Source organism: Cupriavidus sp. JZ107 (genome assembly GCF_053903255.1).
The window spans coordinates 3019923-3045265 of sequence record NZ_CP096481.1; the positions used below are offsets into that span (position 1 = coordinate 3019923).

The 25343-nt window shown below is 67.9% G+C and carries 20 protein-coding genes; 7 read left to right on the plus strand and 13 right to left on the minus strand.

All coding sequences use genetic code 11. The features are described from left to right. Positions 1-85: 85 nt before the first annotated feature. The 5 genes from M1D55_RS23270 to M1D55_RS23290 all read left to right on the plus strand — a co-directional run bounded on the left by M1D55_RS23270 (position 86) and on the right by M1D55_RS23290 (position 4766). On the plus strand, positions 86-1291 hold the full coding sequence (locus M1D55_RS23270) for a D-alanyl-D-alanine carboxypeptidase family protein (RefSeq protein ID WP_023264786.1): 1206 nt from the start codon (positions 86-88) through the stop codon (positions 1289-1291). 23 nt (positions 1292-1314) lie between these two features. Beyond that, on the plus strand, positions 1315-1605 hold the full coding sequence (locus M1D55_RS23275) for a DUF493 family protein (RefSeq protein WP_023264787.1): 291 nt from the start codon (positions 1315-1317) through the stop codon (positions 1603-1605). A 123-nt stretch (positions 1606-1728) separates the two neighbouring features. Further along, entirely contained in the window at positions 1729-2931 is a 1203-nt protein-coding gene (locus tag M1D55_RS23280) for a class I SAM-dependent rRNA methyltransferase (RefSeq protein WP_064577361.1), read from the plus strand. A gap of 323 nt (positions 2932-3254) precedes the next feature. Continuing rightward, positions 3255-4232 carry an NAD(P)H-dependent flavin oxidoreductase gene (locus M1D55_RS23285; protein ID WP_023264788.1) on the plus strand — a complete coding sequence of 326 codons (978 nt, stop codon included), beginning with the start codon at positions 3255-3257 and terminating at the stop codon, positions 4230-4232. A gap of 111 nt (positions 4233-4343) precedes the next feature. Next, complete coding sequence (locus M1D55_RS23290) at positions 4344-4766, plus strand: YbaN family protein (protein WP_082928731.1); 423 nt, start codon at positions 4344-4346, stop codon at positions 4764-4766. A 22-nt stretch (positions 4767-4788) separates the two neighbouring features. Here the strand turns inward: M1D55_RS23290 and M1D55_RS23295 are convergent, their stop codons facing one another. From M1D55_RS23295 to M1D55_RS23325, 7 genes are all read right to left on the minus strand, one after another. After that, on the minus strand, positions 4789-6036 hold the full coding sequence (locus M1D55_RS23295) for a phenylacetate--CoA ligase family protein (protein ID WP_456281940.1): 1248 nt from the start codon (positions 6034-6036) through the stop codon (positions 4789-4791). 32 nt (positions 6037-6068) lie between these two features. Then, complete coding sequence (locus M1D55_RS23300; RefSeq protein WP_006578243.1) at positions 6069-6884, minus strand: ABC transporter ATP-binding protein; 816 nt, start codon at positions 6882-6884, stop codon at positions 6069-6071. 226 nt (positions 6885-7110) lie between these two features. Further along, positions 7111-8448 (minus strand): ABC transporter substrate-binding protein, encoded by a 1338-nt coding sequence (locus M1D55_RS23305; RefSeq protein WP_023264789.1) that lies wholly within the window; start codon positions 8446-8448, stop codon positions 7111-7113. Positions 8449-8542: 94 nt separating this feature from the next. Beyond that, on the minus strand, positions 8543-9619 hold the full coding sequence (locus tag M1D55_RS23310; protein ID WP_006578244.1) for a branched-chain amino acid ABC transporter permease: 1077 nt from the start codon (positions 9617-9619) through the stop codon (positions 8543-8545). Positions 9620-9661: 42 nt separating this feature from the next. Then, complete coding sequence (locus M1D55_RS23315; protein ID WP_006578245.1) at positions 9662-10576, minus strand: branched-chain amino acid ABC transporter permease; 915 nt, start codon at positions 10574-10576, stop codon at positions 9662-9664. 55 nt (positions 10577-10631) lie between these two features. Next, positions 10632-11579: an ABC transporter ATP-binding protein gene (locus tag M1D55_RS23320; RefSeq protein WP_006578246.1), complete on the minus strand. Its 948-nt coding sequence runs from the start codon at positions 11577-11579 to the stop codon at positions 10632-10634. A 13-nt stretch (positions 11580-11592) separates the two neighbouring features. Then, positions 11593-13602: an AMP-dependent synthetase/ligase gene (locus tag M1D55_RS23325; protein WP_456281941.1), complete on the minus strand. Its 2010-nt coding sequence runs from the start codon at positions 13600-13602 to the stop codon at positions 11593-11595. Between the two features lie 259 nt (positions 13603-13861). Between M1D55_RS23325 and M1D55_RS23330 the strand changes: the two genes are divergently transcribed. Next, on the plus strand, positions 13862-14530 hold the full coding sequence (locus M1D55_RS23330) for a Crp/Fnr family transcriptional regulator (RefSeq protein WP_006578248.1): 669 nt from the start codon (positions 13862-13864) through the stop codon (positions 14528-14530). A 10-nt stretch (positions 14531-14540) separates the two neighbouring features. Here M1D55_RS23330 and M1D55_RS23335 read toward each other — a convergent pair whose 3' ends face one another. The 4 genes from M1D55_RS23335 to icmF form a co-directional block, all read right to left on the minus strand. Next, positions 14541-16382 (minus strand): hypothetical protein, encoded by a 1842-nt coding sequence (locus tag M1D55_RS23335; protein WP_456281942.1) that lies wholly within the window; start codon positions 16380-16382, stop codon positions 14541-14543. Positions 16383-17026: 644 nt separating this feature from the next. Then, on the minus strand, positions 17027-17887 hold the full coding sequence (locus M1D55_RS23340; protein WP_006578654.1) for a 3-hydroxybutyryl-CoA dehydrogenase: 861 nt from the start codon (positions 17885-17887) through the stop codon (positions 17027-17029). 71 nt (positions 17888-17958) lie between these two features. Beyond that, the gene (locus M1D55_RS23345) at positions 17959-18375 is read right to left on the minus strand and encodes an HIT family protein (RefSeq protein WP_023264791.1); all 417 of its coding nucleotides are present in this window, start codon (positions 18373-18375) and stop codon (positions 17959-17961) included. 155 nt (positions 18376-18530) lie between these two features. Next, on the minus strand, positions 18531-21845 hold the full coding sequence (gene icmF, locus M1D55_RS23350) for a fused isobutyryl-CoA mutase/GTPase IcmF (RefSeq protein WP_456281943.1): 3315 nt from the start codon (positions 21843-21845) through the stop codon (positions 18531-18533). 296 nt (positions 21846-22141) lie between these two features. On the opposite strand from icmF, the gene M1D55_RS23355 reads away from it, so the two are divergent. Beyond that, positions 22142-23191, plus strand: coding sequence for a hypothetical protein (locus M1D55_RS23355; RefSeq protein WP_456281944.1), 1050 nt, complete (start codon positions 22142-22144; stop codon positions 23189-23191). Between the two features lie 10 nt (positions 23192-23201). Here M1D55_RS23355 and M1D55_RS23360 read toward each other — a convergent pair whose 3' ends face one another. Then, positions 23202-23549: a DUF2917 domain-containing protein gene (locus tag M1D55_RS23360; RefSeq protein ID WP_064575072.1), complete on the minus strand. Its 348-nt coding sequence runs from the start codon at positions 23547-23549 to the stop codon at positions 23202-23204. Positions 23550-23868: 319 nt separating this feature from the next. Further along, on the minus strand, positions 23869-25257 hold the full coding sequence (locus M1D55_RS23365; RefSeq protein ID WP_064575070.1) for an amino acid permease: 1389 nt from the start codon (positions 25255-25257) through the stop codon (positions 23869-23871). Positions 25258-25343: the final 86 nt, after the last annotated feature.

Below are 25343 nucleotides of genomic sequence, written 5' to 3' on the forward strand. Positions count from 1 at the left end.
ATCCGTGGCCGCCGCTCCATGCCCCGCCGCCACGTCCGCGTGGCGGCGCGACGCTGCCCTTTCTCTCTTGTCGGAACCTGAAAACATGTTCAATCAAGCTTCGCCGCTGTTCTCCCACCGCATCGCCCATACCCTGCTGGCCAGCGCCGCCGTGCTCGCGCTCGCCAGCGCACCGCTGACGGTGCGCGCGCAGGCCGTGCCGATGCCGCAGGTGGCAGCCAAGGCGTGGATGCTCTACGACGTCACCAGCGGGCAGGCGCTCGGCTCGCAGAATGCCGACGCCCGCATCGAGCCGGCTTCGCTGACCAAGATCATGACCGCCTACCTGGCCTTCCAGGCGCTGAAGGAAAAGCGGCTGACGCTGGACCAGGCCGTGGTGCCGACCAATGTCGTGCTGAAGGTCAAGAGCGACGAGTCGCGCATGTTCATCGAGCCGAACAAGCCGGTCACGGTGCAGGACCTGCTGATGGGCCTGATCGTGCAGTCGGGCAACGACGCCGCGCTGGCGCTGGCCGAGGCCGTTGGCGGCTCCGAGGAAGGCTTCGTCGCGATGATGAACCGCGAGGCCCAGCGCATGGGCATGAAGAGCACGCACTTCACGAATACCGACGGCATTCCCGACCCGAACCACTACACCACCGCGGCCGATCTGGCGATCCTGACGACGCGCCTGATCCAGGACTTCCCCGAGTACTACGGCATGTACTCGCAAAAGGAGTTCACCTATAACAAGATCAAGCAGCCCAACCGCAACCGCCTGCTGTACATCGATTCGACCGTGGACGGCGTCAAGACCGGCCACACCCGCTCGGCGGGCTACTGCCTGATTTCCTCGGCCAAGCGCCCGCTGGCCAACGTGCCGAACGGCTCGCGCCGCCTGATCTCGATCGTGATCGGCACCACCAGCGAACAGGTCCGCACCCAGGAAAGCCTGAAGGTGCTGAACTACGGCTTCCAGTTCTTCGACACGCTGCGCCTCTACGACAAGGGCCAGGTACTGGCCACGCCGGACATCTACAAGGGCAGCAACGACACCATCAAGATCGGCGTCCGCGACGAGACCTACGTCACCGTGCCCAAGGGCACCGCGGGCCGTCTGAAGCCGGTGCTGGAGCGGCAGGAGCTGCTGGTGGCGCCGATCTCGGCCGGCCAGCAGGTCGGCACCGTCAAGCTGATGGACGGCACCACCAAGGTGGCGGAATTCCCGGTGGTCGCGCTGGAGGAGGTGCCGGAGGCCGGCTTCTTCGGCCGCATCTGGGACACCATCCGCCTGTGGTTCAAGCGCAAGTAACAAGCAACAAGGAGGCCGCCGCCATGAGCGCCGACAACACCGACAACGGGTCCGACCGGCCTTCGCTGATCGAGTACCCGAGCGATTTCCCCATCAAGGTGATGGGCGCGATGCAGGATGGCTTCGCCGAGGCCATCGTCACGCTGGTGCAGGAATTCGATCCGGGCTTCCACGCCGGCAAGATGGAGATGCGCCCGTCGCGCAACGGCAACTATCTTGGCCTGACCGTGACGGTCTGGGTCACCAGCCGCGAGCAGCTCGACGACCTGTATCGCGCGCTGACCGCGCATCCGATGGTCAAGGTGGTGCTGTAACGCCTTCGGCCTTGGCCACTGCTGCCGCCCTCTCCCCCGGCCCCTCTCCCGCAGGCGGGAGAGGGGAGCCACCCGCGCGGTGAATCTCGAGGCCGCCGATGCGCGGTCCCTCTTCCCTGAATCATGAATACCCTGACCCTGAAGCCCGGCAAGGAGAAGTCCCTGCTGCGCCGCCATCCCTGGATCTATGCGACCGGCGTCGACCGCGTCGAGGGCCGCGCCGAGCCAGGCGCCACCATCACCGTACGCGCCGCCGACGGCCGCTTTCTCGCCAAGGCCGCCTACAGTCCGCACTCGCAGATCCGCGCACGCGTCTGGACCTTCGACGAGAACGAGCCGGTCGACCATGCGCTGATCAAGCGCCGCGTCGCCGCGGCGGTCGCGCATCGCCGCCAGTGGGTCAGCGACAGCGACGCGGTGCGGCTGGTGTTCGGCGAGGCCGACCGTCTGCCCGGCCTGGTGGTCGACTACTACGGCGCCGGGCGCGGCGCCGAGCAGGCGCAACTGGTCTGCCAGTTCAATGCCGCCGGCGTCGAGCAGTGGAAGGACGCGATCGTGCAGGCGCTGGTCAGGGAGACCGGTTGCCCCAACGTCTACGAGCGCTCCGACGCCGCGGTGCGCGAGCGCGAAGGGCTGGAGCTGGTGACCGGCGTGCTGGCCGGTGCCGACCCCGACCCGGAGCTGTCGGTGACCGAGCATGGCGTGCGCTACTACGTCGATGTCCGCAACGGCCACAAGACCGGCTTCTATGTCGACCAGCGCGACAACCGCAAGCTGGTCGGCGACCTCGCCGAAGGGCGCGAGGTGCTGAACTGCTTCTGCTACACCGGCGGCTTCTCGCTGGCCGCGCTGCGCGGCGGCGCGGCGTCGGTGGTGTCGATCGATTCGTCGGGCGAGGCGCTGAAGATCGCCGAGGGCAATGTCGCGCTGAACGGCTTCGATGCGGGCCGCGCGACGTGGCTCGACGCGGACGTGTTCAAGTCGCTGCGGCAGTTCCGCGCCGAGGGCCGGCAGTTCGACCTGATCGTGCTGGACCCGCCGAAGTTCGCGCCGTCGGCCCAGCATATCGACCGCGCCGCGCGCGCCTACAAGGAGATCAACCTGGTCGGCATGCAGCTGCTGCGCCCGGGCGGGCTGCTGTTCACCTACTCGTGCTCGGGCGCGATCGGCATGGAGCTGTTCCACAAGATCGTGGCCGGCGCCGCCACCGACGCGCGCGTCGACGCGCGCATCCTGCGGCGGCTGTCGGCCGGCACCGACCATCCGATGCTGGCGGCCTTCCCCGAGGGCGAATATCTGAAGGGGCTGCTGCTGCAGCGCGTGTAGCCGCGGATCGGCGCACCGCGTTGCATCGGCGGCTTGCCGCTTCATCGAGACGTCACCGGGTCGTCCCCGGATCGTCATATTGCCGCTCTACCATGCCGTTGACGGTTCCGGCATTGGCAGGTGCCCGCCGTCGATGTATCAGTCTTCGTGGTAATTGCCCCGCCCCGGACGCGGGGCTTTTTTTTGGTTCGTCGCCGATTACCGGGCGCTAGACTGGGGCCTCTACCGTTGCGCTACCGTCGCCTCGCGCAGCTTTCCTATAATCGAACGATCGTTCAAAAAAAGCCGATGCCACGCATCGCTTCCGAGGTCCAGGAGACACCATGCCCGCCGCCAAACAGATTCCCGCCGCCCTGCAGAACCTGACGCTGCCCGTGATCGCGTCGCCGATGTTCATCGTCAGCTATCCGGAACTGGTGCTGGCGCAATGCAAGGCCGGCATCGTCGGTTCGTTTCCGGCGCTGAACGCGCGCCCGGCCGAGCTGCTCGACGAATGGCTGACGCAGATGCAGCAGGAACTGGCGGCGTTCCGCGCGGCCAACCCCGACGCCACGGTCGGGCCCATTGCGGTCAACCAGATCGTGCATGCGTCGAATGCCCGGCTGGAGCAGGACGTGCGCGTCTGCGTCGAGCACAAGGTGCCGATCTTCATCACCTCGCTGCGCGCGCCGGTCAAGGAGATGATCGACGCGGTGCACAGCTATGGCGGCATCGTGCTGCACGACGTGATCAACCTGCGCCATGCCGAGAAGGCGATCGAGGCCGGCGTCGACGGCCTGATCCTGGTCGCGGCCGGTGCCGGCGGGCATGCCGGCACGCTGTCGCCGTTCGCGCTGGTCGGCGAGGTGCGGCGCATCTTCGACGGCCCGATCGCGCTGTCGGGCTCGATCGCCACCGGGGACGCGGTGCTGGCGGCGCAGGCGATGGGCGCCGACTTCGCCTATGTCGGCACGCGCTTCATCGCTTCGCAGGAAGCCCATGCCAGCGAGGCCTACAAGCGCTCGATCACCGATGCGGCCGCCGCCGACATCGTCTACACCAACCTGTTCACCGGCGTGCACGGCAACTACATCCGCGAGAGCATCCTCAATTCGGGGCTCGATCCGGAAAACCTGCCGCAGGCCGACAAGAGCAAGATGGACTTCTCCAGCGGCAGCTCGAAGGCCAAGGCGTGGAAGGACATCTGGGGCGCGGGCCAGGGCGTCGGGCAGATCGACGCGATCCAGTCGGCCGGCGAGATTGTCGCGCGGATGAAGGCCGAGTACGATGCGGCCAAGGCACGCCTGTGCGCCGCCTGCTGACCGCCTCCGCCACCGCGGACGCGGTCGTCCCCGCAGACCGCTGGAGATTCCCCGCTGGATAAACCCCCTGTCGTCATTGCCGAGGTCCGGCGCAGCCGCCGCGAACGCCTGGTGCGCGCGGCCTGGGCCACGCTCGGCATCGTCTGCATGGTGCTGGCGGTGCTCGGCATCTTCCTGCCGGTGCTGCCCGCCACGCCGTTTGTGCTGCTGGCCGCGGCCTGCTTCGCGCGCGGCTCAGAACGCTTCCACGACTGGCTGATGAGCCATCCCCGGCTCGGGCCGATCGTGCACGACTGGCAGCGCCACCGCAGCATCCCGCTGCGCGCCAAGATCCTGGCGATCGGAATGATGTGGATCTCGCTGCCAACCACGGCCTGGCTGCTGCGCGCCAGGCCGGCATTCTCGATCGCGCTGCTGGCGATCGGCGTCGTGGCGACGGCCTATCTGCTGTACCTGCCGACCCGGCCGCGCGGCGGCTATGGGCCCGCATCGGCCGCGCCGCCGGCCGAGCCGGAACCGCCGCGGCGCCGCTGAACGCGCGCCCCGTTGGAGGCGCTCAGTCGTAGCTGCGCGCGTCCTCGATGACCTTGCCGTCCTGCGGCAGCGAACCGGCCGGCACGAACTTCACCTCGCCCTTGAGCCGCATCACGTCGCGCATCGACACGGCGATCGCATCGGCCAGCCCTTGATCGTCCCGCGTGGCGTCGCAATGCAACGTCATCACGTCCGCGCCCGGCGCGCCGGTCACCACCAGCCGCACGGCGCGCAGCTCGGGATGGCGGCGCATCACCTCGCCGATCTGGCCCGGATGGACGAACATCCCCTTGACCTTGGTGGTCTGGTCTGCGCGGCCCAGCCAACCGCGCAGCCGGATATTGGTGCGCCCGCACGGGCTCGGCGTCATCGACGAGCCCGGCACGACGGCGGACAGGTCGCCGGTGCCGAAGCGGATCAGCGGATAGTCCTCGTTGCCCAGCACCGTGACCACCACCTCGCCGACCTCGCCCTCCGGCATCGGCCGCGTGCCACCCGGTTCGACGATCTCGACCAGCACGCCCTCGTCGACCACCCAGCCGTCGGCGCCCTCGCTTTCATAGGCGATCAGCCCGACATCGGCGGTGCCATACATCTGGTGCACCTTGATGCCGCGCTCGACGAACCAGGCGCGCAGCGAAGGCGGCAGCGCCTCGCCCGACACCAGCGCCTTGGCCAGGCTGCATGGCTGGCCGAGCTCGGCGCCGCGTTCGAGCAGGATCTTCAGGAAGGACGGCGTGCCGGCGTAGGCCGCGGGCCGCAGCATCGACAGCGCCTGCACCTGCGATTCGGTCTGGCCGACGCCGGCCGGAAACACGCAGCAGCCCAGCCGGTGCGCGCCGGTTTCCATCATCATGCCGGCCGGCGTGAAGTGATACGAGAAGGTGTTGTAGACCAGCTCGCCGCGGCGAAATCCTGCGGCGAACATCGCACGCGCGGTGCGCCACCAGTCGGGCCCGTGGCCGTCGGGTTCGTGCAGCGGCCCGGGCGATTGGTAGATATGGCGCAGCGCGCCCAGCGGCGTCGCGTTGAGCCCGCCCAGCGGACCGCTGGCCTGCTGCAGCGCGCCGAGCTGCGCCTTGCGCGTGACCGGCAGCGCGGCCAGCGCCTCGCGCGAGGTCAGCGCCTGCGGATCGACATCGCGCAGCGCCTCGGCGAAGTACGGCGCGTGCGTCCTGGCATGCGCGACCTGGCGCGACAGCGCGGCCAGCAGGGACTGTTCGCGCGCGGCGGGGTCGCGCGTCTCGAGAGCGTCGAAGTGTTCTGACATGGGTGACGGATGTCGGTAAGGATGGTTGCCGCTCAGGCGAGCCAGCGCTTGCGCCGGCGGTAGCTCTTGACGTCGCGGAACGACTTGCGGCCGCCGCCGTCGGCATCGTTGGCGGCCACGCCGAGGTAGAACTCCTTGACGTCCTCGTTGGTGCGCAGCGCCTCGGCGGCGCCATCCATCACCACGCGGCCGTTCTCGAGGATGTAGCCGTAGTCGGCATAGCGCAGCGCGACCATCGTGTTCTGCTCGGCCAGCAGGAAGCTGACGCGCTCGCGCTGGTTCAGGTCGCGCACGATCTCGAAGATCTCCTCGACGATCTGCGGCGCCAGCCCCATCGACGGCTCGTCGAGCAGCACCATGTTCGGCTTGGCCATCATGGCCCGGCCGATCGCGCACATCTGCTGCTCGCCGCCCGAGGTATAGCCGGCCTGCGACTTGCGCCGGGTCTTCAGGCGGGGGAAGTAGGTGTAGATCTTGTCGAGCTCGTCGCGCGTTTCGCCGCGCGAGAGCCCGCGCGTATAGGCGCCGGTCAGCAGGTTCTCCTCGATGGTCAGGTGAGCGAAGCAGTGCCGGCCTTCCATCACCTGGATCACGCCGCGCTTGACCAGATCGTTCGGCGTCAGCTGGTCGACGCGCGCGCCGCGGTATTCGATCGACCCCTTGGTCACGTCGCCGCGCTCGGCGCGCAACAGGTTCGAGATCGCCTTCAGCGTGGTGGTCTTGCCCGCCCCGTTGGCCCCCAGCAGCGCGACGATGCTGCCCTCCGGCACGTCGAGCGACACGCCCTTGAGCACCAGGATCACGTGGTCGTAGATCACTTCGATGTTGTTGATGGACAGCAGGGTCATGGTGGACCTCGGTAGTGATATCGCGCGCGATGGTGTCGGCGGACTGGGCGCACGCATGCCTGGGGTCTTCTCCCCTCTCCCGCTTGCGGGAGAGGGGCGGGGGCGAGGGCAAGGGCGATGGCCATGCCTGCGCGCCCGAAAACCACCTCCCTCTCCCCGGCCCTCTCCCCCTGAGGGGGAGAGGGGGAACACCCGCCTGTTCAGCGGAACGCGCGGGATCGGCCCATCACGACTTCGCGCAAGCCGGCGTGATGCCCTTCTCCTTCGCGTACTGCGCCGCGTTGGCCTTGAACAGCGGGTGGATCAGGCTCTTGTTGCCCTCGATCCAGTCCGACACCACGGTCCACTTGGCGCCGTCCCATTGCTGGATCTTGACCTTGCCCGAACCCTCGTGGTTTTCGCAGCTGGTCTTGATCTCCGGCAGCAGGCCGGTGGCGCCGAGCTGCTGCAGCCGCGCGTTGGTCAGGTTCAGGTTCTCGAAGGCCCAGCGCATCTGCTCGCCGCTCATCGGCTTGCCCTTGCCGAACTTGTTCTGCGCGACGCGAATGGCCTCGACCGTGACCACCGCCGCCGACACGCCGCGGTTGTACAGCACCGAGCCGATCTTGTTGCGGTCCTGCATATTGCCCTTGCCGCCGCCGTAGACCACCTTCTCGATATCGGCGATCAGCGGCACGCCCTTGCCGGCCACGTTCCAGGTCGCGCTCATGTAGCCCTTGGCGGCGTCGCCCGCGGGCACGGTGTCTTCCTCTGAGCCGGCCCACCACGAGCCGATCATCTTGTCGCGCGGATAGCCGACCTTCTGCGCGGCCTTCAGCGCGGTCTGGTTCATCACGCCCCAGCCCCAGAAGATCACGTAGTCGGGCCGCTCCTGGCGGATGCGCAGCCATTGCGCGCCCTGCTCGTTGCCCGGATGCGCGACCGGGATCTCGATCAGGTCGAACTTGCCCAGCTTGGCCTCGGCCTGCAGCGCGACGATCGGCTCCTTGCCATAGGCCGAGTCGTGGTACAGGTAGACGATCTTCTTGCCGGCCAGCGAACCGCCGCTCTTGCCGGCCAGGTACTTGACGATCGCCGACACCTGCATCTGGTAGGTCGTGACCAGCGGGAAGGCGTAGGGGAACACCGAGCCGTCCACCGCGTCGGTGCGGCCATAGCCCATCATCACCAGCGGCACCTTGTCGGCCGCCGTCTTGTCGACCAGCGCGTACGAGATGCCGGTCGACATCGAATGGTAGGCGGTGCCCTTGGTGGTCGGGTTCTTGCCCTTCAGGCGCTCATAGCATTCGACGCCCTTGGCGTTGTTGTACTCGGTCTCGCACTCTTCCCAGCTGAGCTTGACGCCGTTGACGCCGCCTTCCTTCAGGTTGACGTAGTTCAGATAGTCGATAAAGCCGCCGTACCAGGACTGCCCGTTGGCGCCATACGGCCCGACCCGGTAGCTCGGCAGCGCGATGAACTGCTCGCCGCTCTGGGCCTGCGCCGGCAGCGCCGGCACCAGCAGCGCGGCGGCCGCGCCGACTGCCAGCGCGACGCGCTGGGCATTGCGAATCAGGTTGCTCATCACTGTCTCCTTCACCTTGGCAGGTGCATTGTTATGGCGTTGTTGTCCAACGACCCGTTTGCATGACACCGACGCGTGCCCCGTCGACACGGCGTCAATGCGGGAACGGCCACAGCCGCAGCTTCTCCTTGCCGATCTGCCACAGCCGAGCCAGGCCGTGCGGCTCGACGATCAGGAAGAAGATGATCAGGCCGCCGAACACCATCATCTGGATGTGCGACACCGTCGCATTGGTGAACGGCAGGTGCAGCAGCGCGGCCAGCGGCGGCAGCATGTTGTCGAGCAGGATCGGCAGCAGCAGGATGAACGCGGCGCCGAGGAAGGAACCGAGGATGCTGCCGACGCCGCCGATGATGATCATGAACAGCACGCGGAACGACAGGTCCAGCGAGAAGCCGTCCGGCTCGACCGAGCCCAGGTAGCAGAACGCGTACAGCGCGCCGGCCACGCCGCAGTAGAACGAGCTGACGGCGAAGGCCAGCAGCTTGGTGCGCATCAGCGGAATGCCGATGACCTCGGCCGCCACGTCCATGTCGCGCACCGACATCCATGCGCGTCCGGTCGACGAGCGCACCAGGTTCTTGGCGATCAGCGCCAGCACCGTGACGATCGCCAGCACGAACAGGTACTTGCGCATCGGCGTGTCGATCGGCAGGCCGAACAGGTCCAGCTGCTGCGCGGTGATCACGCCCGACGAGCTGTTGTTCGAGAACCAGGGGAACTTGGTCAGCGCCCACACCACGAAGAACTGCGCGGCCAGCGTCGCCACCGCCAGATAGAAGCCCTTGATCCGCAGCGAGGGCAGGCCGAAGGCCACGCCGACCAGCGCGGCCGACAGCCCGGCCAGCACGAACGTCAGCAGCACCGGCAGTCCCTCGATGCGCAGCTGGAAGTTGTAGGCCGCGTAGGCGCCGACCGCCATGAAGGCCGCGGTGCCCAGCGACAGCTGGCCCGCATAGCCGGTCAGGATGTTCAGCCCCAGCGCGGCCAGCGAGAAGATCAGGAAGGGGATCAGGATCGCCGAGAACCAGTACTCGCTGCCGATCAGCGGCACGCCGACGAAGGCGAGCGCGAGCAGCACGGCGAAGCCGATGCGGTCCTGCCGGATCGGAAAGATCTGGCTGTCGGCGACATAGTCGGTCTTGAACTGGCCGGCTTCACGATAGAACATGGGCGACTCCCTGGCGTCGTGCCGCTGGATCGTTGGGGACCGTCACACGCGGTCGATATGCTTTTCGCCGAACAGCCCCTCGGGCCGCACCAGCAGGAACAGCAGCGCGAACACATAGGGGAACCAGCCCTCGATGCCGCCGAAGTTGCCGCCGAACATCGACTGGAACACCGGCGGAATATAGATCTCGGCCAGCTTCTCCGAGGCGCCGATGATCAGCCCGCCGACGATCGCGCCCGGCACCGAGGTGAAGCCGCCGAGGATCAGCACCGGCAGCGCCTTCAGCGCGGTCAGCGTCAGCGCGAACTGCACGCCATTGCGCGAGCCCCACAGCATGCCGGCGACCAGCGCGACGAAGCCGGCCACGCCCCAGACGATGGCCCAGATGTTCTGCAGCGGAATGCCCAGCGACAGCGCGGCCTGGTGGTCGTCGGCCACCGCGCGCAGCGCGCGGCCGACCTTGGTGTACTGGAAGAACAGCGCCAGCGTGGCGACCAGCACGCCGGCGATCGCCGCCGCGGCCAGGTCGAACTTCGAGATCACGATATTGAAGCGGGTCAGGATCGCCTCGATCGGCTCGTCGACGATGCCCAGCTGGATCGGCCGCACCTCGTTGCCGAACAGCAGCGGCCCCAGCCCCTCGAGGAAGAACGACAGGCCGATGGTCGCCATGAAGAGCGTGATCGGCGGCTGGTTGACCAGCTTGCGCAGCACGAAGCGTTCGGTGCCGATGCCGACCAGCGTCATCACGAAGAAGGCGCCGATCACGGCCGCCCACATCGGCATGCCCTTGTCCATCAGCCCGACCACGGCCAGCGCGGCGAAGTAGACCATCGCGCCCTGCGCGAAATTGAACACGCCGGAGGCCTTGTAGATCAGCACGAAGCCGAGCGCCACCAGCGAGTACATCAGCCCGGACAGCAGTCCGCCGAGCAGGATTTCGAAGAAGAAGGTCATCGGCGTGGCCTCGGTGAAGGACGGGAGTCAGCGTTGCGCAAGTGGGCGATGCCGTTCAGTGCGACGCGCCCAGGTAGGCGCGGATCACCTCGGGGTTGGACTTGACCTGCTCGGGCGTGCCGTCGCCGATCTTCTTGCCGTAGTCGAGCACCACCACGCGGTCGGAGATGTCCATCACCACGCCCATGTCGTGCTCGATCAGCACGATGGTGGTGCCGAACTGCTGGTTGACGTCCAGGATGAAGCGGCACATGTCCTGCTTCTCCTCGACGTTCATGCCCGCCATCGGTTCGTCCAGCAGCAGCAGCGAGGGCTCCGCCGCCAGCGCGCGCGCCAGTTCGACGCGCTTCTGCAGGCCGTAGGGCAGGCGCCCCACCGGCGTCTTGCGGATCGACTGGATCTCGAGGAAGTCGATCACCTCCTCGACCTTGCGCCGGTGCGCGATCTCCTCGTTGCGGGCCGGTCCCCACCACAGCGCGTTGGCCAGCAGCCCGGAGCGAAAGCGCGTGTTGCGCCCGGTCATGATGTTGTCGAGCACGGTCATGCCCTTGAACAGCGCGATGTTCTGGAACGTGCGGGCGATGCCCTGGCGCGCGGCGGCGGTCGGATGCATCTTGCGCCGCTCCTCGCCGCGGAACACGATGCGTCCCTGCTGCGGGTGATAGACGCCGTTGATCACGTTCAGCATCGAACTCTTGCCGGCGCCGTTCGGGCCGATGATCGCGCGGATCTCGTGCTCCCGGACGTCGAACGAGATGTCGGTCAGCGCCTTGACGCCACCGAACGACAGCGAGATATGCTGCAGATCGAGGATCACCTCGCCATGCCGCGTCGCTGTCGCCCCTGTCGCACGCTGGTTCGACTTCGACTCCGCCTCGATCGCCACGCCGCCTTCGGCCAGCGGCTCGCCGGCTTGCTGTGTCCCGGGCCCTGCCCCTGCGCCGGACCATTCAGGCGAGCCGTCGGCCCGCCGCTCCACGCCTTGCCACGCCATCTGCGTCATCCTCCTGCCCCTGCTATGCCGCTTGCTCGGCGGGCGTCGCGGCGCCGGCCTGCGTTGCCGTCGCGGCCTGCGCCGCTGCCGCCGGCGGGAAGCGCCGGGCATCCACCAGTTTCAGCGTCGCGCTGACGCTGCCTTCGCGCCCGTCCTCGAACTTGACGCGCGTCTCGATGAACTGCTCCGCGCGGCCGGCATACAGCGCGTCGATCAGCACCGCGTACTTCTCCGCGATGAAGCCGCGGCGCACCTTGCGCGTGCGGGTCAGTTCGTCGTCGTCCGGATCGAGCTCCTTGTGCAGGATCAGGAAGCGCGCGATCTGCGAGCCGGACAGCGCCGGATCCTTGGCCAGGTCGGCATTGACCTGCTCCACGCATCCGGTGATCAGCTCGATCACCTGCGGCTGCGCGGCCAGGTCGATATAGCCCGCGTACGGCAGATGGCGCCGTTCGGCCCAGTTGCCGACCGCCTCGAAGTCGATGTTGACGAAGGCGCAGACGCGGTCGCGGCCGGTGCCGAACGCCACCGCCTCCTTGATGTAGGGGAAGAACTTGAGCTTGTTCTCGATGTACTTGGGCGCGAACATCGAACCGTCGGCCAGCTTGCCGACGTCCTTGGCGCGATCGATGATCTTCAGATGGCCGTCGGCGTCGATCACGCCGGCGTCGCCGGTCATGAAGTAGCCGTCGTCGTTGATCGCCTCGCGCGTCGCATCGTCGCGCTTGTAGTACGCCTTGAGCAGACCCACGCCGCGCACCAGCACCTCGCCGTTGTCGGCGATGCGGATCTCCATGCCGGGCGCGGCCGGGCCGACCGAGTCGAACTTGACCTGGCCGTCGGGCTGCAGGCAGACATAGGCGCAGGTCTCGGTCTGGCCGTAGAACTGCTTCAGGTTGATGCCGATCGAGCGATAGAAGCGGAACAGGTCCGGGCCGATCGCCTCGCCCGCGGTATAGGCCACGCGGATGCGGCTCATGCCGAGCACATTGCGCAGCGGGCCGTAGACCAGCCATTCGCCGAGCGCGTAGCGCATCCGCTCGAGCAGCGGCACCGGACGGCGATCGAGGATGTCCGCGCCGCAGCGGCGCGCCACGGCCATGGCCCGGTCGAACAGCTTGCGCTTGAGCCAGCCGGCATCCTCCATGCGGATCATCACCTGCGTCAGCAGGCTTTCGTAGATGCGCGGCGGCGCGAAGTAATAGGTCGGACCGATCTCGCGCAGATCGGTCATCACGGTCTCGCGCGACTCGGGGCAGTTGACGGTAAAGCCCGCGGCCAGCGCCTGCGCGTACGAGAACAGGTTGTCGCCGACCCAGGCCATCGGCAGGTACGACAGCACATCGTCGTCGGGGCCGAGCCGGTCGAATTCGCAGCCATGCATCGCCGCGCCGATCAGGCCGCGGTGCGAATGGCAGACGCCCTTGGGCTTGCCGGTGGTGCCCGAGGTGTACAGGATGATCGCCGTATCGTCCGGATCGCCGGCCGCCACGGCCTGGTCGAAGAAGCCCGGATGCGCGCGGTCGTATTCGCGGCCGATCTCCTGCAGGCGCTCATACGACATCAGCGACGGATGGTCGTAGTCGCGCAGCCCGCGCGGGTCTTCATAGATCAGGTGGCGCACCGCACCGCCCTGCGCGGCCAGGTCCTGCTCGACCTCGAGCAGCTTGTCGACCTGCTCCTGGTCCTCGACCACCGCGAACGCGATTTCGGCGTCGCGCAGCACGTAGACCATTTCGCTGGCGATCGCGTCCTGATACAGCGGCACCGGCACGCCGCCCAGCGCCTGGGCGGCGGTCATGGCCCAGTACAGCCGCGGACGGTTGTCGCCGACCACCGCCAGGTTCATGCCGCGGCCGAAGCCGAGCGCCGCCAGCCCGCAGGCCAGTGCGCGTACCTCTTGCGCCGCCTGCGACCAGCTGCTCGTCTGCCAGATACCGAGATCCTTCTCGCGATAGGCCGGATGATCCGGCCGCTGCTGCGCATGCGCCAGCAGCAGTCGCGGGAAGGTCGTTGCCGACCTGTCCTGCATCGCTGTCTCCTGTCCCTCCGGCGGGTGGGTTCCCGCCGGTGCCAAGCGCCGGTGCCGATCGTTATACTTGCCGCTGGTCGCCCGCCGGCCAGACGGCCGCGGCGCGCCAGGGATATCGTGGCCGCGCCTTTGCGCGCGGGTCGGTCCGTGGTGAACGTAAGATAGCCGATGCCCCTCCCCCCGGTTGTCACGTCGGTGACAATTCCGGGTTAATCCCTAGCGGAGTCCTCGCCGGACTCCCGACCGGAGCCTAGCAGGCATGCTCAACGACTTTCTGGACCGGTGCATCTGGGCCGCCGACCTCAGCGACGAACAGCGCCAGCGGGTGCGGCAGGCCATGTTCGTGCGCGAATACAACCCCGGCGACTACGTCTGCCACAAGGGCGAGATGGCCGAGCACTGGCTCGGCGTGCTGGAGGGGATCGTCAAGATCACGACGGTGTCGCCATCGGGCAAGTCGGTAACCTTCACCGGCGTGCCGACCGGCGGCTGGTTCGGCGAAGGGGCCGCCCTCAAGCAGGAGATCCGCAAGTACGACGTGATGGCGCTGCGCCATTCGCGCATCGCCTTCCTGCCGCGCGAGACCTTCCAATGGCTGCTCGATACCAGCCTGCCGTTCACGCGCTTCCTGCTGACGCAGCTCAACGAGCGGCTCGGCCAGTTCATCGCCGCGGTCGAATACGAGCGGCTGCTCGATATCGACTCGCGCGTCGCGCGGGCGGTGTCGTCGCTGTTCAACGAGCACCTGTATCCGGGCATCGGCACCAAGCTGGAAATTTCGCAGGAAGAGATCGGACTGCTGGCCGGCATTTCGCGGCAGCGGGCGAACCAGGCCCTGAAGGTATTGGAGCAGCAAGGCCTGGTTCGGGTCGACTATGGCGAGATCGAGGTGCTCGATCTCGAAGGATTGCGCCAGTACGGCGAGTGAGGCATCGGATTCAGACCGGCGCCGTTTGCCCGGCTGGCACCCGTTCGGGCAGCGGCGGCGCGGACGGCGGCACCGTGGCAGGCGTGGAAGATGTGGCAGGTGTGGAAGCCGTGGAGGACGTGGAAGCCGTGGAGGACGTGGAAGACGTGGAAGACGTGGAGGAAGGCGATGCGGCTGGCTGCTGAGGGTTCGGCGATTTGCCCTTGTCCACCGGATGCCGCTGCGGGCGATCGTTCGGCTTGCGCGGCGCGTCCAGGTCAAACTGATGCAAGGACTCGAACTTGCCGTCGGTGTAGACCGTGACGGGCTTTTCGCAGTCCGTCTCCGCCACCGTGGCGACCGGGGGGACCACGGACTTCAGTTCCTGCCTCAGCACGTACGCCGCGGCCTGTTGCGGCGAGATCGGCTGCTCGGCGATCGGACCGGAAACCACCTCGATCTCGTCGGCCACGACGACGCGCTCCGCGGACGGTCCCCCGGCACCGCCTGCCCCGGCCGCTTCGCCCGCCCAGCGATGGAGGTAGCCGCAGGTCGTATTGCCGATTCGCAGACTGGACGTCAGCCTGAGCAACAGCTCGGTCGGCACGTCTTCTTCGGCTTTCCACTCGAAGGCAAATTGGCTCTGTAGCCGGCGCACGCTGTCGTGGAGCAGCGGAACGATCTCCCTCTGGTAGAACTGGCCCAGCGAAACGTCGAATACCGTCTGATGCAATGCCTTGGCATCGCCTTCGATATGTTTGGGCACCTCGGCCAGGCGGATGGTCTTCCATGCCCACTTCGCCAGGCTCGGCCGTCCCTGCGGCACGAAGCGCAACGCCTCGCCATCCTTGCGCGATGCGACCGCCAGCACCTCCTCGTGAGTCCGCTCGCCCGAGATCCAATCGAGCAGCCCCGGCTTGCGGGTGAAGCGCGCCAGTCGCACGCCCTCGGGCAAGGCCGCGCCAGCCGGGCGGTCGTCGTGCAGCGCCTGCGCCGCGGCGGCCGACACACCCCGTTCCTGCACGACCTGGCGCACGAACGCGGCGAGCCGCTGTCCGGCGACAAAGGGCTTGGCCTTCTGCTGGATCGCCTCGATCAGGCTCGCGCGTGCATCGAGCACCGCGGATACAATCCGATCGGCCTTGTCGCGGCACACCCCATTGAGGATCGCCTGGAAGCGCTGTGCCGCGCAAGCCCGGCACGACGCCATGGCTTCGTCGACGGCGCGGGCCAGGGCCCGCCGCGTCGCCCGCGTCGACTCCGGGCTGCCATCCTTCTTGACCGTGCAGATCAGCAGCGGCCTGACTTCGTGATTCTCGTTATCCGACAGGATGCCGCGCGCCCACTGTTCCAGCAGCCGCGGGGCTTCGTCCTCGATCGTCGCGACCATGAAACGGCCCATCAGTTCGGCCATGTTCCGGTAACCGCAATCCTCTCGGTCACCCCTGGCGATCGACAGCAAGCGCTCCATGTCGCGGCGGGCGCGCTGCTTGCGCTCGGGCGAGCCGCTACCCCGGGCGTGCAGCCGGAACTCGATGGCATCGCCTCCGCTCTTGAACGACAGCACCAGGATGTCGTCCTCGATCCTGGACTTGCCGCGATCGATCTGTTCCAGGCTCACCGGACCTTCTTCGGGACAGCGGATCCATGCGTCGATTTCTCCCGGGTTCAGCGATACCAGCGTCCCCAGCGCGCGCTCGGAGATCGGGCGCCGGTTCGACGCCGCCTGGCCGCGCCGTTCGGCCGCGCCGGCTTCGGCGAGCGGTGCCTCGAAGCCCGGCCACAGCTCTTCGACAACGCGATCGGCATGCCCGCGCAGGCCCTTGACCAGGCCCGCCGTGATGGTGGATCCGCTGCGCAGCGCCCGCTCCATCCTGCGCGTGCTGCTGCGGAAGAACAGATAGTCCATCAGCTGCCGGATCCGCGTCTGCACCAACGATTCGCCGTTCTCGAACTGGCGCTCGATGCATAGCCGCCGTGTCTTTCCCTTGGTAACCAGCTTCAGCGTGAAGATCTCCTCGCCGATCTGGAATCGGCCGCTCGGCTCCGGCCCACTGGCCTTCTGTCCGAGGACGCGCGCCACGAAGTCGCCTGGATTGCTTCGCACGTGCTGGTAGTACTGATCGTACGTCGTCTTTTTCACCTGTCCGATAAACGTCGCCATGACTTTCGATCCTCATAGGGTGAGTGGAGGCGGTCATCGTACGGATCGCGACGAGGCCACTTTTCGGAAAGCGACCGATTCTTTGTCGATGGAAATGGCACCACGCGGCGGGCACGGAGCGCGAAGCGTCATTCGCGCGTACTCGTGCTCGTGCAGGACGCGGATGGTGGAGAGGACAGGGGAAACGAAGCGAGAGGAAGTTCGGGAAGACGAGGCGGACGGGCACAGGGAAAGACGCGAACCGGCACGCGGGCCGGTCCGCGGAGCGGCCGATCGGTGGGTTATCGGCCGTACTTCAGCGGCCGTACTTCAGCGGCCGTACTTCAGCGGCCGCTACTTCAGCGGCCGGTACTTCAGCGGCTCTGGCTGTAGACGTAGACGCCGCGTCCCGTCTTGCGGCCGAGGTAGCCGGCGGCCACCATCTCACGCATCAGCATCGCCGGCCGGTACTTCGGATCGGCGAACTCGGCATACAGCACCTCCATCACGGCGAGCATCGTGTCGAGCCCGATCATGTCGGCCAGCGCCAGCGGGCCGATCGGATGATTGCATCCGAGCTTCATGCCCTCGTCGATCTCTTCGGGCGAGGCCAGGCCCTCGCCGAGCACGCAGAAGGCCTCGTTGATCATCGGGCAGAGGATGCGGTTGACGACGAAGCCCGGGCTGTTCTTCACCGTGATCGGATACTTGCCGAGCTGCTTCGACAGCTGCTCGACCGCCGCGTGCGTGGCGTCGCTGGTCTGCAGGCCGCGGATCAGCTCGACCAGCGCCATCATCGGCACCGGGTTGAAGAAATGCATGCCGATGAAGCGCTCGGGCCGGTTGATCGCCGCGGCCAGCTTGGTGATCGAGATCGACGAGGTATTGGACGCGACGATGGTGTCGTCGCCGACCAGCGCATCGATCTGCTTCAGGATCTTGAGCTTGAGCTCGTAGTTCTCGGTGGCGGCCTCGATCACGATCTGCGCGGCCTTCAGGTCCTCGTACGCGGTCGAGCCGCGCACGCGCGCGAGCGCGGCGTTCTTGTCGGCCTCGGTGATCTTGTCCTTCTTGATCAGCCGGTCCAGGCTGCCGGCGATCGTGGCGATGCCCTTGTCGACCGCGCCCTGGCTGATATCGACCATCACGACATCGAGCCCGACCACCGCGCATGCCTGCGCGATGCCGTTGCCCATGGTGCCTGCGCCGATGATGCCGACGGTGTGGATTGTCATGCTGTCTCCCTGCTTGCGAATGGAATAGGAATGGATCGGGGATGGAGGTGCAGTCGGGCCGCGCGCGGGCGTCAGCCCAGCGCCGCGATGATGCGCGCCGCGTGCTGCTGCAGCACGGCCGGATCCTGCGGCTCGCTCGCGTGGCCGCGCAGCGGGCGGTCGGCGTAGCGCGGCACGATATGGAAATGCACGTGCGGCACGGTCTGGCCGGCGGCGGCGCCGTTGAACTGGCCGATCGACAGGCCGTCCGGTTCGAACGCGTCCCGCACCGCGCGCGCGATGCGCTGGGTCGTGCGGATCGCGGCCTGCGCGGCGCCTTCCGACAGCTCGAACAGCTCGGCGGCGGCCTCCTTGGGCAGCACCAGCACGTGGCCGTCGGACTGCGGCATGATGTCCATGAAGGCCAGCGTGTCGGCGTCCTCGTAGACCTTGTGGCAAGGCAGCTCGCCTCGCAGGATTCGGGCAAAGATATTGTTCGGGTCGTACACCGTGAGCTCCGGTTCGGGAATGCGTGGCGGCGGCAATGCGGCGCCGCCTGCGAGTTTAACGCACGGTCGTGCGAAATTGCGGCGCGCGACGATGGCCGCGGAAAACGACAGCGCCGGGCACGGCGGCCCGGCGCTGTCGTGCCGTTCGGCAAGCGCTACATGTTGCGTCGATACTGTCCGCCGACCTCGAACAGCGCATGCGTGATCTGCCCGAGCGAGCAGACCCGCACCGCGTCCATCAGCACCGCGAACACGTTCTCGTCGTCGATCACCGCCTGGCGCAGCCGCGCCAGCATCGCCGGTGCCTGGTCGGCATGGCGGGCGTGGAAGTCCTGCAGCCGTTGCAACTGGCTCTGCTTCTCGTCCTCGCTGGAGCGTGCCAGCTCCAAGGTGGCCTGGGTCGGATCGCCGTCGGGATTGCGGAAGGTGTTGACGCCGATGATCGGCAGCGAGCCGTCGTGCTTGCGCTGCTCGTAATACATCGACTCTTCCTGGATCCTGGCGCGCTGGTAGCCGGTCTCCATCGCGCCGAGCACGCCGCCGCGCTCGGCGATCCGCTCGAACTCCTGCAGCACCGCCTCCTCCACCAGGTCGGTCAGCTCCTCGATCAGGAAGCTGCCCTGGTTGGGGTTCTCGCACTTGGCGACGCCCCATTCGCGATTGATGATCAGCTGGATCGCCAGCGCACGCCGCACCGATTCCGCCGTCGGCGTGGTGATGGCCTCGTCGTAGGCGTTGGTATGCAGCGAATTGCAGTTGTCGTAGATCGCGATCAGCGCCTGCAGCGTGGTGCGGATGTCGTTGAAGTCGATCTCCTGCGCGTGCAGCGAGCGGCCCGAGGTCTGGATGTGGTACTTCAGCTTCTGGCTGCGCTCGTTGGCGCCGTACTTGTCGCGCAGCGTGACGGCCCAGATGCGGCGCGCGACGCGGCCCAGCACGCTGTACTCCGGATCCATGCCGTTCGAGAAGAAGAACGACAGGTTGGGAGCGAAGTCGTCGATATGCATGCCGCGCGCCAGATAGGCCTCGACATAGGTGAAGCCGTTGGCCAGCGTGAAGGCCAGCTGCGAGATCGGATTCGCACCGGCCTCGGCGATGTGATAGCCGGAGATCGACACCGAGTAGAAGTTGCGCACCTGATGATCGACGAAGTACTGCTGGATGTCGCCCATCACCTTCAGCGAGAACTCGGTCGAGAAGATGCAGGTGTTCTGGCCCTGGTCCTCCTTCAGGATGTCGGCCTGCACGGTGCCGCGCACGTTCTGCAGCACCATCGCGCGGATCTTCGCGGCCTCGCCGGCATCGGGCTCGCGGCCCTGCTCGCGGCGAAAGCGCTCGAGCTGCTGGTCGATCGCGGTATTCATGAACATCGCGAGGATCGCCGGCGCCGGGCCGTTGATCGTCATCGACACCGAGGTCTGCGGATCGATCAGGTCGAAGCCGTCGTACAGCACCTTCATGTCGTCGAGCGTCGCGATCGAGACGCCCGAATTGCCGACCTTGCCGTAGATGTCGGGACGCAGGTCCGGATCCTCGCCGTACAGCGTCACCGAATCGAATGCCGTCGACAGCCGCTTGGCCGGCATGCCTTCGGAGACCAGCTTGAAGCGGCGATTGGTGCGGAAGGCATCGCCCTCGCCGGCGAACATCCGGGTCGGATCCTCGTTCTCGCGCTTGAACGGAAAGACGCCCGCGGTGTACGGGAAATAGCCCGGCAGGTTCTCGCGCATCAGCCAGCGCAGCAGCTCGCCCTCGTCGGTGAAGCGCGGCAGCGCCACCTTGCGCAGGCGTGTGCCCGACAGCGTGGTGGTGACGAGGCCGGTGCGCAGCTCCTTGCCGCGGATCGTGACCACATGCTCTTCGCCGCTGTAGGCCTCGCGCAGCGCGGGCCAGCCCGACAGCAGCGCGCGCTCGGTCTCGCCCAGCGCGCCGTCGCGCTCGGCCTCGAGCGCCTGCAATGCCTCCACCGCGCCGGCCCCGGCGGAAGGCGACGCCTCCGCCAGCATGCGCCGTGCCTCGCGCAGCTGCTGCCGCTCGCGCGCGATCCGGCTCTGCGCGGCCACGCGCTTGTGATAGCCGCGCACGGTGTCGGCCAGCTCGGCCAGATAGCGGCTGCGCGCCGGCGGCACGATCGCGTTGCGGCCGGTGCTCTGCCGTCCCGCCAGCCGCGGCAGCGTGCCGTCGCGCAGCACCAGGCCGCGCGCGGCCAGCGCCTCGCGCAGGCCCAGGTACAGCATCGTCACGCCGTCGTCGTTGAAGCGCGAGGCCTGCGTGCCGTAGACCGGCATGTCCTCGGCGCGCGCATGCCATTGCTCGCGGTTGCGCTGCATCTGCTTGGCAACGTCGCGCCACGCGTCCTGCGCGCCCTTGCGGTCGAACTTGTTGATCGCGACGAAGTCGGCGAAGTCCAGCATGTCGATCTTCTCGAGCTGGCTGGCCGCGCCGAACTCGGGCGTCATCACGTACAGCGACAGGTCGACATGGGGCACGATCGCCGCGTCGCCCTGGCCGATGCCCGAAGTCTCGACGACGATCAGGTCGAAGCCGGCGACCTTGCAGGCCGCCAGCGCGTCCGGCAGTGCCCGCGACACCTCGCTGGCGGCGTCGCGCGTGGCCAGCGAGCGCATGTAGATCCGGGGATGGTGGATCGCGTTCATGCGGATCCGGTCGCCCAGCAGCGCGCCGCCGGTACGCCGGCGCGACGGGTCGATCGAGATCACGGCGATGCGCAGGCCGTCCTGCTGGTCGAGCCGGAAGCGGCGGATCAGCTCGTCGGTCAGCGACGATTTGCCGGCGCCGCCGGTGCCGGTCACGCCCAGCACCGGGGTCGCGATGCCGGCGGCGTCGGCATGCAGCGCCGCGGCAAGCGCGGGATCGGCCTTGCCGTTCTCCAGCACGGTGATCCATTGGGCGAGCGCCCGGCGATCGCCGGCACGCAACGAATCGAGCGTCGCGGGGGCATGGCGCGACAGGTCGAAGTCGCAGCGCCGCACCATGTCGGCGATCATGCCGACCAGGCCCATGCGCTGGCCGTCCTCGGGGCTGTAGATGCGCGCGACGCCGTAGTCCTGCAGCTCGCGGATCTCCGCCGGCACGATCACCCCGCCGCCGCCGCCGAACACCTGGATATGGGCGCCGCCGCGCTCGCGCAGCAGGTCGACCATGTACTTGAAGTATTCGACGTGGCCGCCCTGGTAGCTGGACACGGCGATGCCCTGGACGTCCTCCTGCAGCGCGGCCGCGACGACTTCCTCGACCGAGCGGTTGTGGCCGAGGTGGATCACCTCGCAGCCTTGCGCCTGCAGGATGCGGCGCATGATGTTGATCGAAGCATCGTGGCCGTCGAACAAGGATGCGGCCGTAACGAAGCGGACCTTGTGGGTCGGCGGGCCGGCGGGCGCGGGTGCCGGCGCCACGGTAGCGGCCTCGGCTTCGGCGCCTGCCTTGCGCAGGTCTGACAGATCGGTCATGGTCTCCACCCGGTGAGGCCGGGACCGGCGGACAGACTGCGCCGCCGAAGCACCGGCCATCGCGTTGTGCGGCCATTGCTGGCCATATTGTCTGGGGTCGCCCGCACGGCGCAGCCGCCGGCGGGCCAGTCGATTGTAGGCCCATCCCGTCGGGCCTGACCAGCGGGCAGCAAACGGCACGTGACGCCCTCTGCCTTCGGCTACAATCCAGAACATCCGCCGGGACTCGGACCTCCGGTCGGCACAACAAAGGACACGCACCGCCGGCCGTGTCGACCTACTGAAGGGAGATTCCTATGCGGCATTGCGTGCCGTGGCTGCCGCGCCTTGCGCTGGTGGCGGGTCTGATCGGCCTGCCTGCCAGTGCCATCGCGTGGGACTACACGCCTGCGGCCATCTCGGGTCTGACCAGCCTGTACGGCTATCTGACCAACCAGAACGCCACGCTGGAGCGCGCCGCGGCCAAATACCCGTCGCTGCGCAACGACATCCAGCAGGTGCGCAATGCGTTCGACCGCCAGTATCCCGATGCGCTGGCGACGGTGACCCGGCTGTTCCAGGACATTCCGCTGCCCGCCGCCGATCGCGCCCGGCTGGCGACCAAGGTGCTGGAAATGGACCGCGAGGCGATGCAGTCGGCGCTGGCCTCGGAGCCCGCGATGCAGGCCTATCTGCAGCGCGTGCGCGAAAGCGCCCAGGGGGACATGGAGAAGGCCTCGCTGCAGCTGCTGCTGGCCGCGGTCTACGAGGACAAACCCGCCGCCGAACTGGCCTCGCCGATGGCCCGCAGCTACACCACCAAGGGCATCCGGCAGGCCGGCGCGATCGACCTGATGCTGCGCATGCCGCTGTCGTGGGAGCGCGATCCGGCCCGCGAAAAGCTGCTGCCGGACAACGCCATCTTTGCCTTCACCAGCCAGGGCGGCAACGGCCTGTCGACGATCGATCTGCTGGCGCGGCCGCTGCCGAAGGATGGCGCGAAGGACGGGGCCAAGGACGGGGCCAAGGAAGCGGGGAAGGACGCTGCAAGCGCGGCGGCCGCCGCGCGCGCCACCGAGGAACTGAAGGCGCTGACCGGCGCCGGCGCCAAGGTGATCGCCCAGGGCACGGTCCGGCTGGCCAATCACCGCGCCAATTGGGCCAGTTTCTCCATCGCCAGCGACGGCGGCCGTCTGCAGTACGGCCGCGTCTGGTGGGTGCCGCTGCCGGAGGCCGGCCAGACCGCGGTGCTGCTGTGCCGCACGCCGTCGCTGCCGCCGCAGGCCGCCGACAACGAGCGGCAGCGGCTGGAACCGTTGTGGCAGGCGGTCGCCGCCACGCTGTCGACCGCGACGCCGGCGCGCTGAGCGCCGCCGCCTAGCGCGACAGATGCCGCGCCGGCCACCAGCCGGCGGACGGCTCCGGGAGCCGGATCGGGTCCGGCCGCGGCCGCGGTCGCAGCAGCGCGGCCAGAGCGCGCCATGACAGCGGCGCGGACTGCTGCGCCACCGTGAAGCGCGCCCCCGGCGCGTCGGCCGAAATCCATACCCACGCGCCGTCGGGCAGGTCGAACGACTGGCCCGGCGCCAGCCAGACGTCGCCGCGCTGCCCTTCCACCGTCAGCCAGATATTGCCCTCGCGCGCGACGATGCGCTGGCCCGGCCGCGCGCGCCAGCTGACCGGCGTACCGGCCTGGTCCAGCTCGAAGTCCCTGAGTTCCTGCATGGTGCTGCTCCTGTCGATGGGCATCGAACGGAGCCGGCCCGTCCAACCGCCGCCCGCCGGCCGCGCCGCACGCGGGCCGGCCATTGCCCAGGCGGGCATGGTGGACGGCGATGGTCGGAAAGCCTTTCGGTATTCCGCGACGGTTGTTGCCCGCTGCGCCAGGCCTGCTGCCACTGTGGGCGACCGCACGGACGGCGGCGCCACGACGTGCTTCGATGCACGATTTCATTATGGACGGCCGGCGCGGCCATCCCAGTGACAGTTCCAGACAGTTTCCCAGGTACTGTTCCGGCGTTTTTTCTGACAGTTCGGCCGTCGGCTAGCGGTGCAGCACGGCGTTGCGCCGCGCGTAGCCGAAATAGATCACCAGGCCCAGCGCCAGCCACAGCAGGAAGGCGATCCAGGTGAACGGCTGCAGATGCGCCATCAGGAACAGGCAGAAGCCTACCGACAGCAGCGGCACCACCGGCACGCCGGGGCAGCGGAAGGTACGCGGCAGGTCGGGCCGGGTCCGGCGCAGCACCAGCACCGCGATCGAGATCAGCGCGAAGGCCGACAGCGTGCCGATATTGATCAGCTCGGCCAGCACGTTCAACGGCACCAGGCCGGCGATCGACGAGAACACGATGCCGACCGTCCAGGTCGCGTGAAACGGCGTCGCGTGCACCGGATGCACCTGCGACAGCCTGGCCGGCAGCAGCCCGTCGCGCGACATCGCGAACAGGATGCGGGTCTGGCCGTAGGTCATCACCAGGATCACCGTGGTCATGCCGAGGATCGCGCCCAGGTCGACGAAGCCGGCGACCCAGTTTTCGCCGGCGTACTGCAGCGCCAGCGAGACCGGATGGTCGATGCCCTCGAACTTCGGGAACGGCACGATGCCGGTCATGATCGCGGCCACCGCGACATACAGCAGCGCGCAGACCGCCAGCGAGCCGATGATGCCGATCGGCAGGTCGCGGCGCGGGTTGCGCACCTCCTCCGCCGCCGAGGTCACCGCGTCGAAGCCGATGAAGGCGAAGAACACCAGCGCCGCCGCATTGACGATGCCGGCGAAGCCAAACGGCGCATAGGGCTGCCAGTTGGCCGGCTTGACGTGCCAGACGCCGACCACGATGAACAGCAGCACCACCGCGACCTTGATCGCCACCATGATGTTGTTGACGCGCGCCGACTCGCGCACGCCGTACGACACCACCCAGGTGATCGCCAGCATGATCAGCACCGCGGGCAGGTTCAGTACCGTCTGCACGCCGGGCACCGCGCCCGGTGCCGCGGTCAGCGCGGCCGGCAACTGCAGGCCGAAGCCCGACAGCAGCGACTGGAAGTAGCCGGACCAGCCCACCGACACCGCCGAGGTTGCCAGCCCGTATTCGAGCAGCAGGTCCCAGCCGATCATCCAGGCGACGATCTCGCCCAGCGTGGCGTAGCTGTAGGTATAGATCGAGCCGGACACCGGGATCGCGGTCGCGAACTCGGCGTAGCACAGCGCGGCGAAACCGCAGGCAAGCGCGGCGATCACGAAGGACAGCGTCAGCGCCGGACCGGCGGTCAGCGCGCCGGTACCGGTCAGCACGAAGATGCCGGTGCCGATGATGGCGCCGATGCCCATCATCACCAGGTCGACCGGGCCGAGCACCTTTTTCAAGCCATCGTCGCGGCTCGCGGCGAGCATCGTTTCGATGTCCTTGGTGCGGAACAAGCTCATGAAGGGATCTCCTGCATTGGCGGCATCCGCCCCGGGGTCGGTCACGCGGTGTCGCCAGGATCGAGTTGGCCGGCCTGTGGATGACC

Coding starts and splice junctions, on each gene's coding strand:
- M1D55_RS23270 (WP_023264786.1), top strand. CDS start 86: ATGTTCAATCAAGCTTCGCCGCTGTTCTCCCACCGCATCGCCCATACC.
- M1D55_RS23275 (WP_023264787.1), top strand. CDS start 1,315: ATGAGCGCCGACAACACCGACAACGGGTCCGACCGGCCTTCGCTGATC.
- M1D55_RS23280 (WP_064577361.1), top strand. CDS start 1,729: ATGAATACCCTGACCCTGAAGCCCGGCAAGGAGAAGTCCCTGCTGCGC.
- M1D55_RS23285 (WP_023264788.1), top strand. CDS start 3,255: ATGCCCGCCGCCAAACAGATTCCCGCCGCCCTGCAGAACCTGACGCTG.
- M1D55_RS23295 (WP_456281940.1), bottom strand. CDS start 6,036: ATGTCAGAACACTTCGACGCTCTCGAGACGCGCGACCCCGCCGCGCGC.
- M1D55_RS23300 (WP_006578243.1), bottom strand. CDS start 6,884: ATGACCCTGCTGTCCATCAACAACATCGAAGTGATCTACGACCACGTG.
- M1D55_RS23305 (WP_023264789.1), bottom strand. CDS start 8,448: ATGAGCAACCTGATTCGCAATGCCCAGCGCGTCGCGCTGGCAGTCGGC.
- M1D55_RS23310 (WP_006578244.1), bottom strand. CDS start 9,619: ATGTTCTATCGTGAAGCCGGCCAGTTCAAGACCGACTATGTCGCCGAC.
- M1D55_RS23315 (WP_006578245.1), bottom strand. CDS start 10,576: ATGACCTTCTTCTTCGAAATCCTGCTCGGCGGACTGCTGTCCGGGCTG.
- M1D55_RS23320 (WP_006578246.1), bottom strand. CDS start 11,579: ATGACGCAGATGGCGTGGCAAGGCGTGGAGCGGCGGGCCGACGGCTCG.
- M1D55_RS23325 (WP_456281941.1), bottom strand. CDS start 13,602: ATGCAGGACAGGTCGGCAACGACCTTCCCGCGACTGCTGCTGGCGCAT.
- M1D55_RS23330 (WP_006578248.1), top strand. CDS start 13,862: ATGCTCAACGACTTTCTGGACCGGTGCATCTGGGCCGCCGACCTCAGC.
- M1D55_RS23335 (WP_456281942.1), bottom strand. CDS start 16,382: ATGGAGCGGGCGCTGCGCAGCGGATCCACCATCACGGCGGGCCTGGTC.
- M1D55_RS23340 (WP_006578654.1), bottom strand. CDS start 17,887: ATGACAATCCACACCGTCGGCATCATCGGCGCAGGCACCATGGGCAAC.
- icmF (WP_456281943.1), bottom strand. CDS start 21,845: ATGACCGATCTGTCAGACCTGCGCAAGGCAGGCGCCGAAGCCGAGGCC.
- M1D55_RS23355 (WP_456281944.1), top strand. CDS start 22,142: ATGCGGCATTGCGTGCCGTGGCTGCCGCGCCTTGCGCTGGTGGCGGGT.
- M1D55_RS23360 (WP_064575072.1), bottom strand. CDS start 23,549: ATGCAGGAACTCAGGGACTTCGAGCTGGACCAGGCCGGTACGCCGGTC.
- M1D55_RS23365 (WP_064575070.1), bottom strand. CDS start 25,257: ATGAGCTTGTTCCGCACCAAGGACATCGAAACGATGCTCGCCGCGAGC.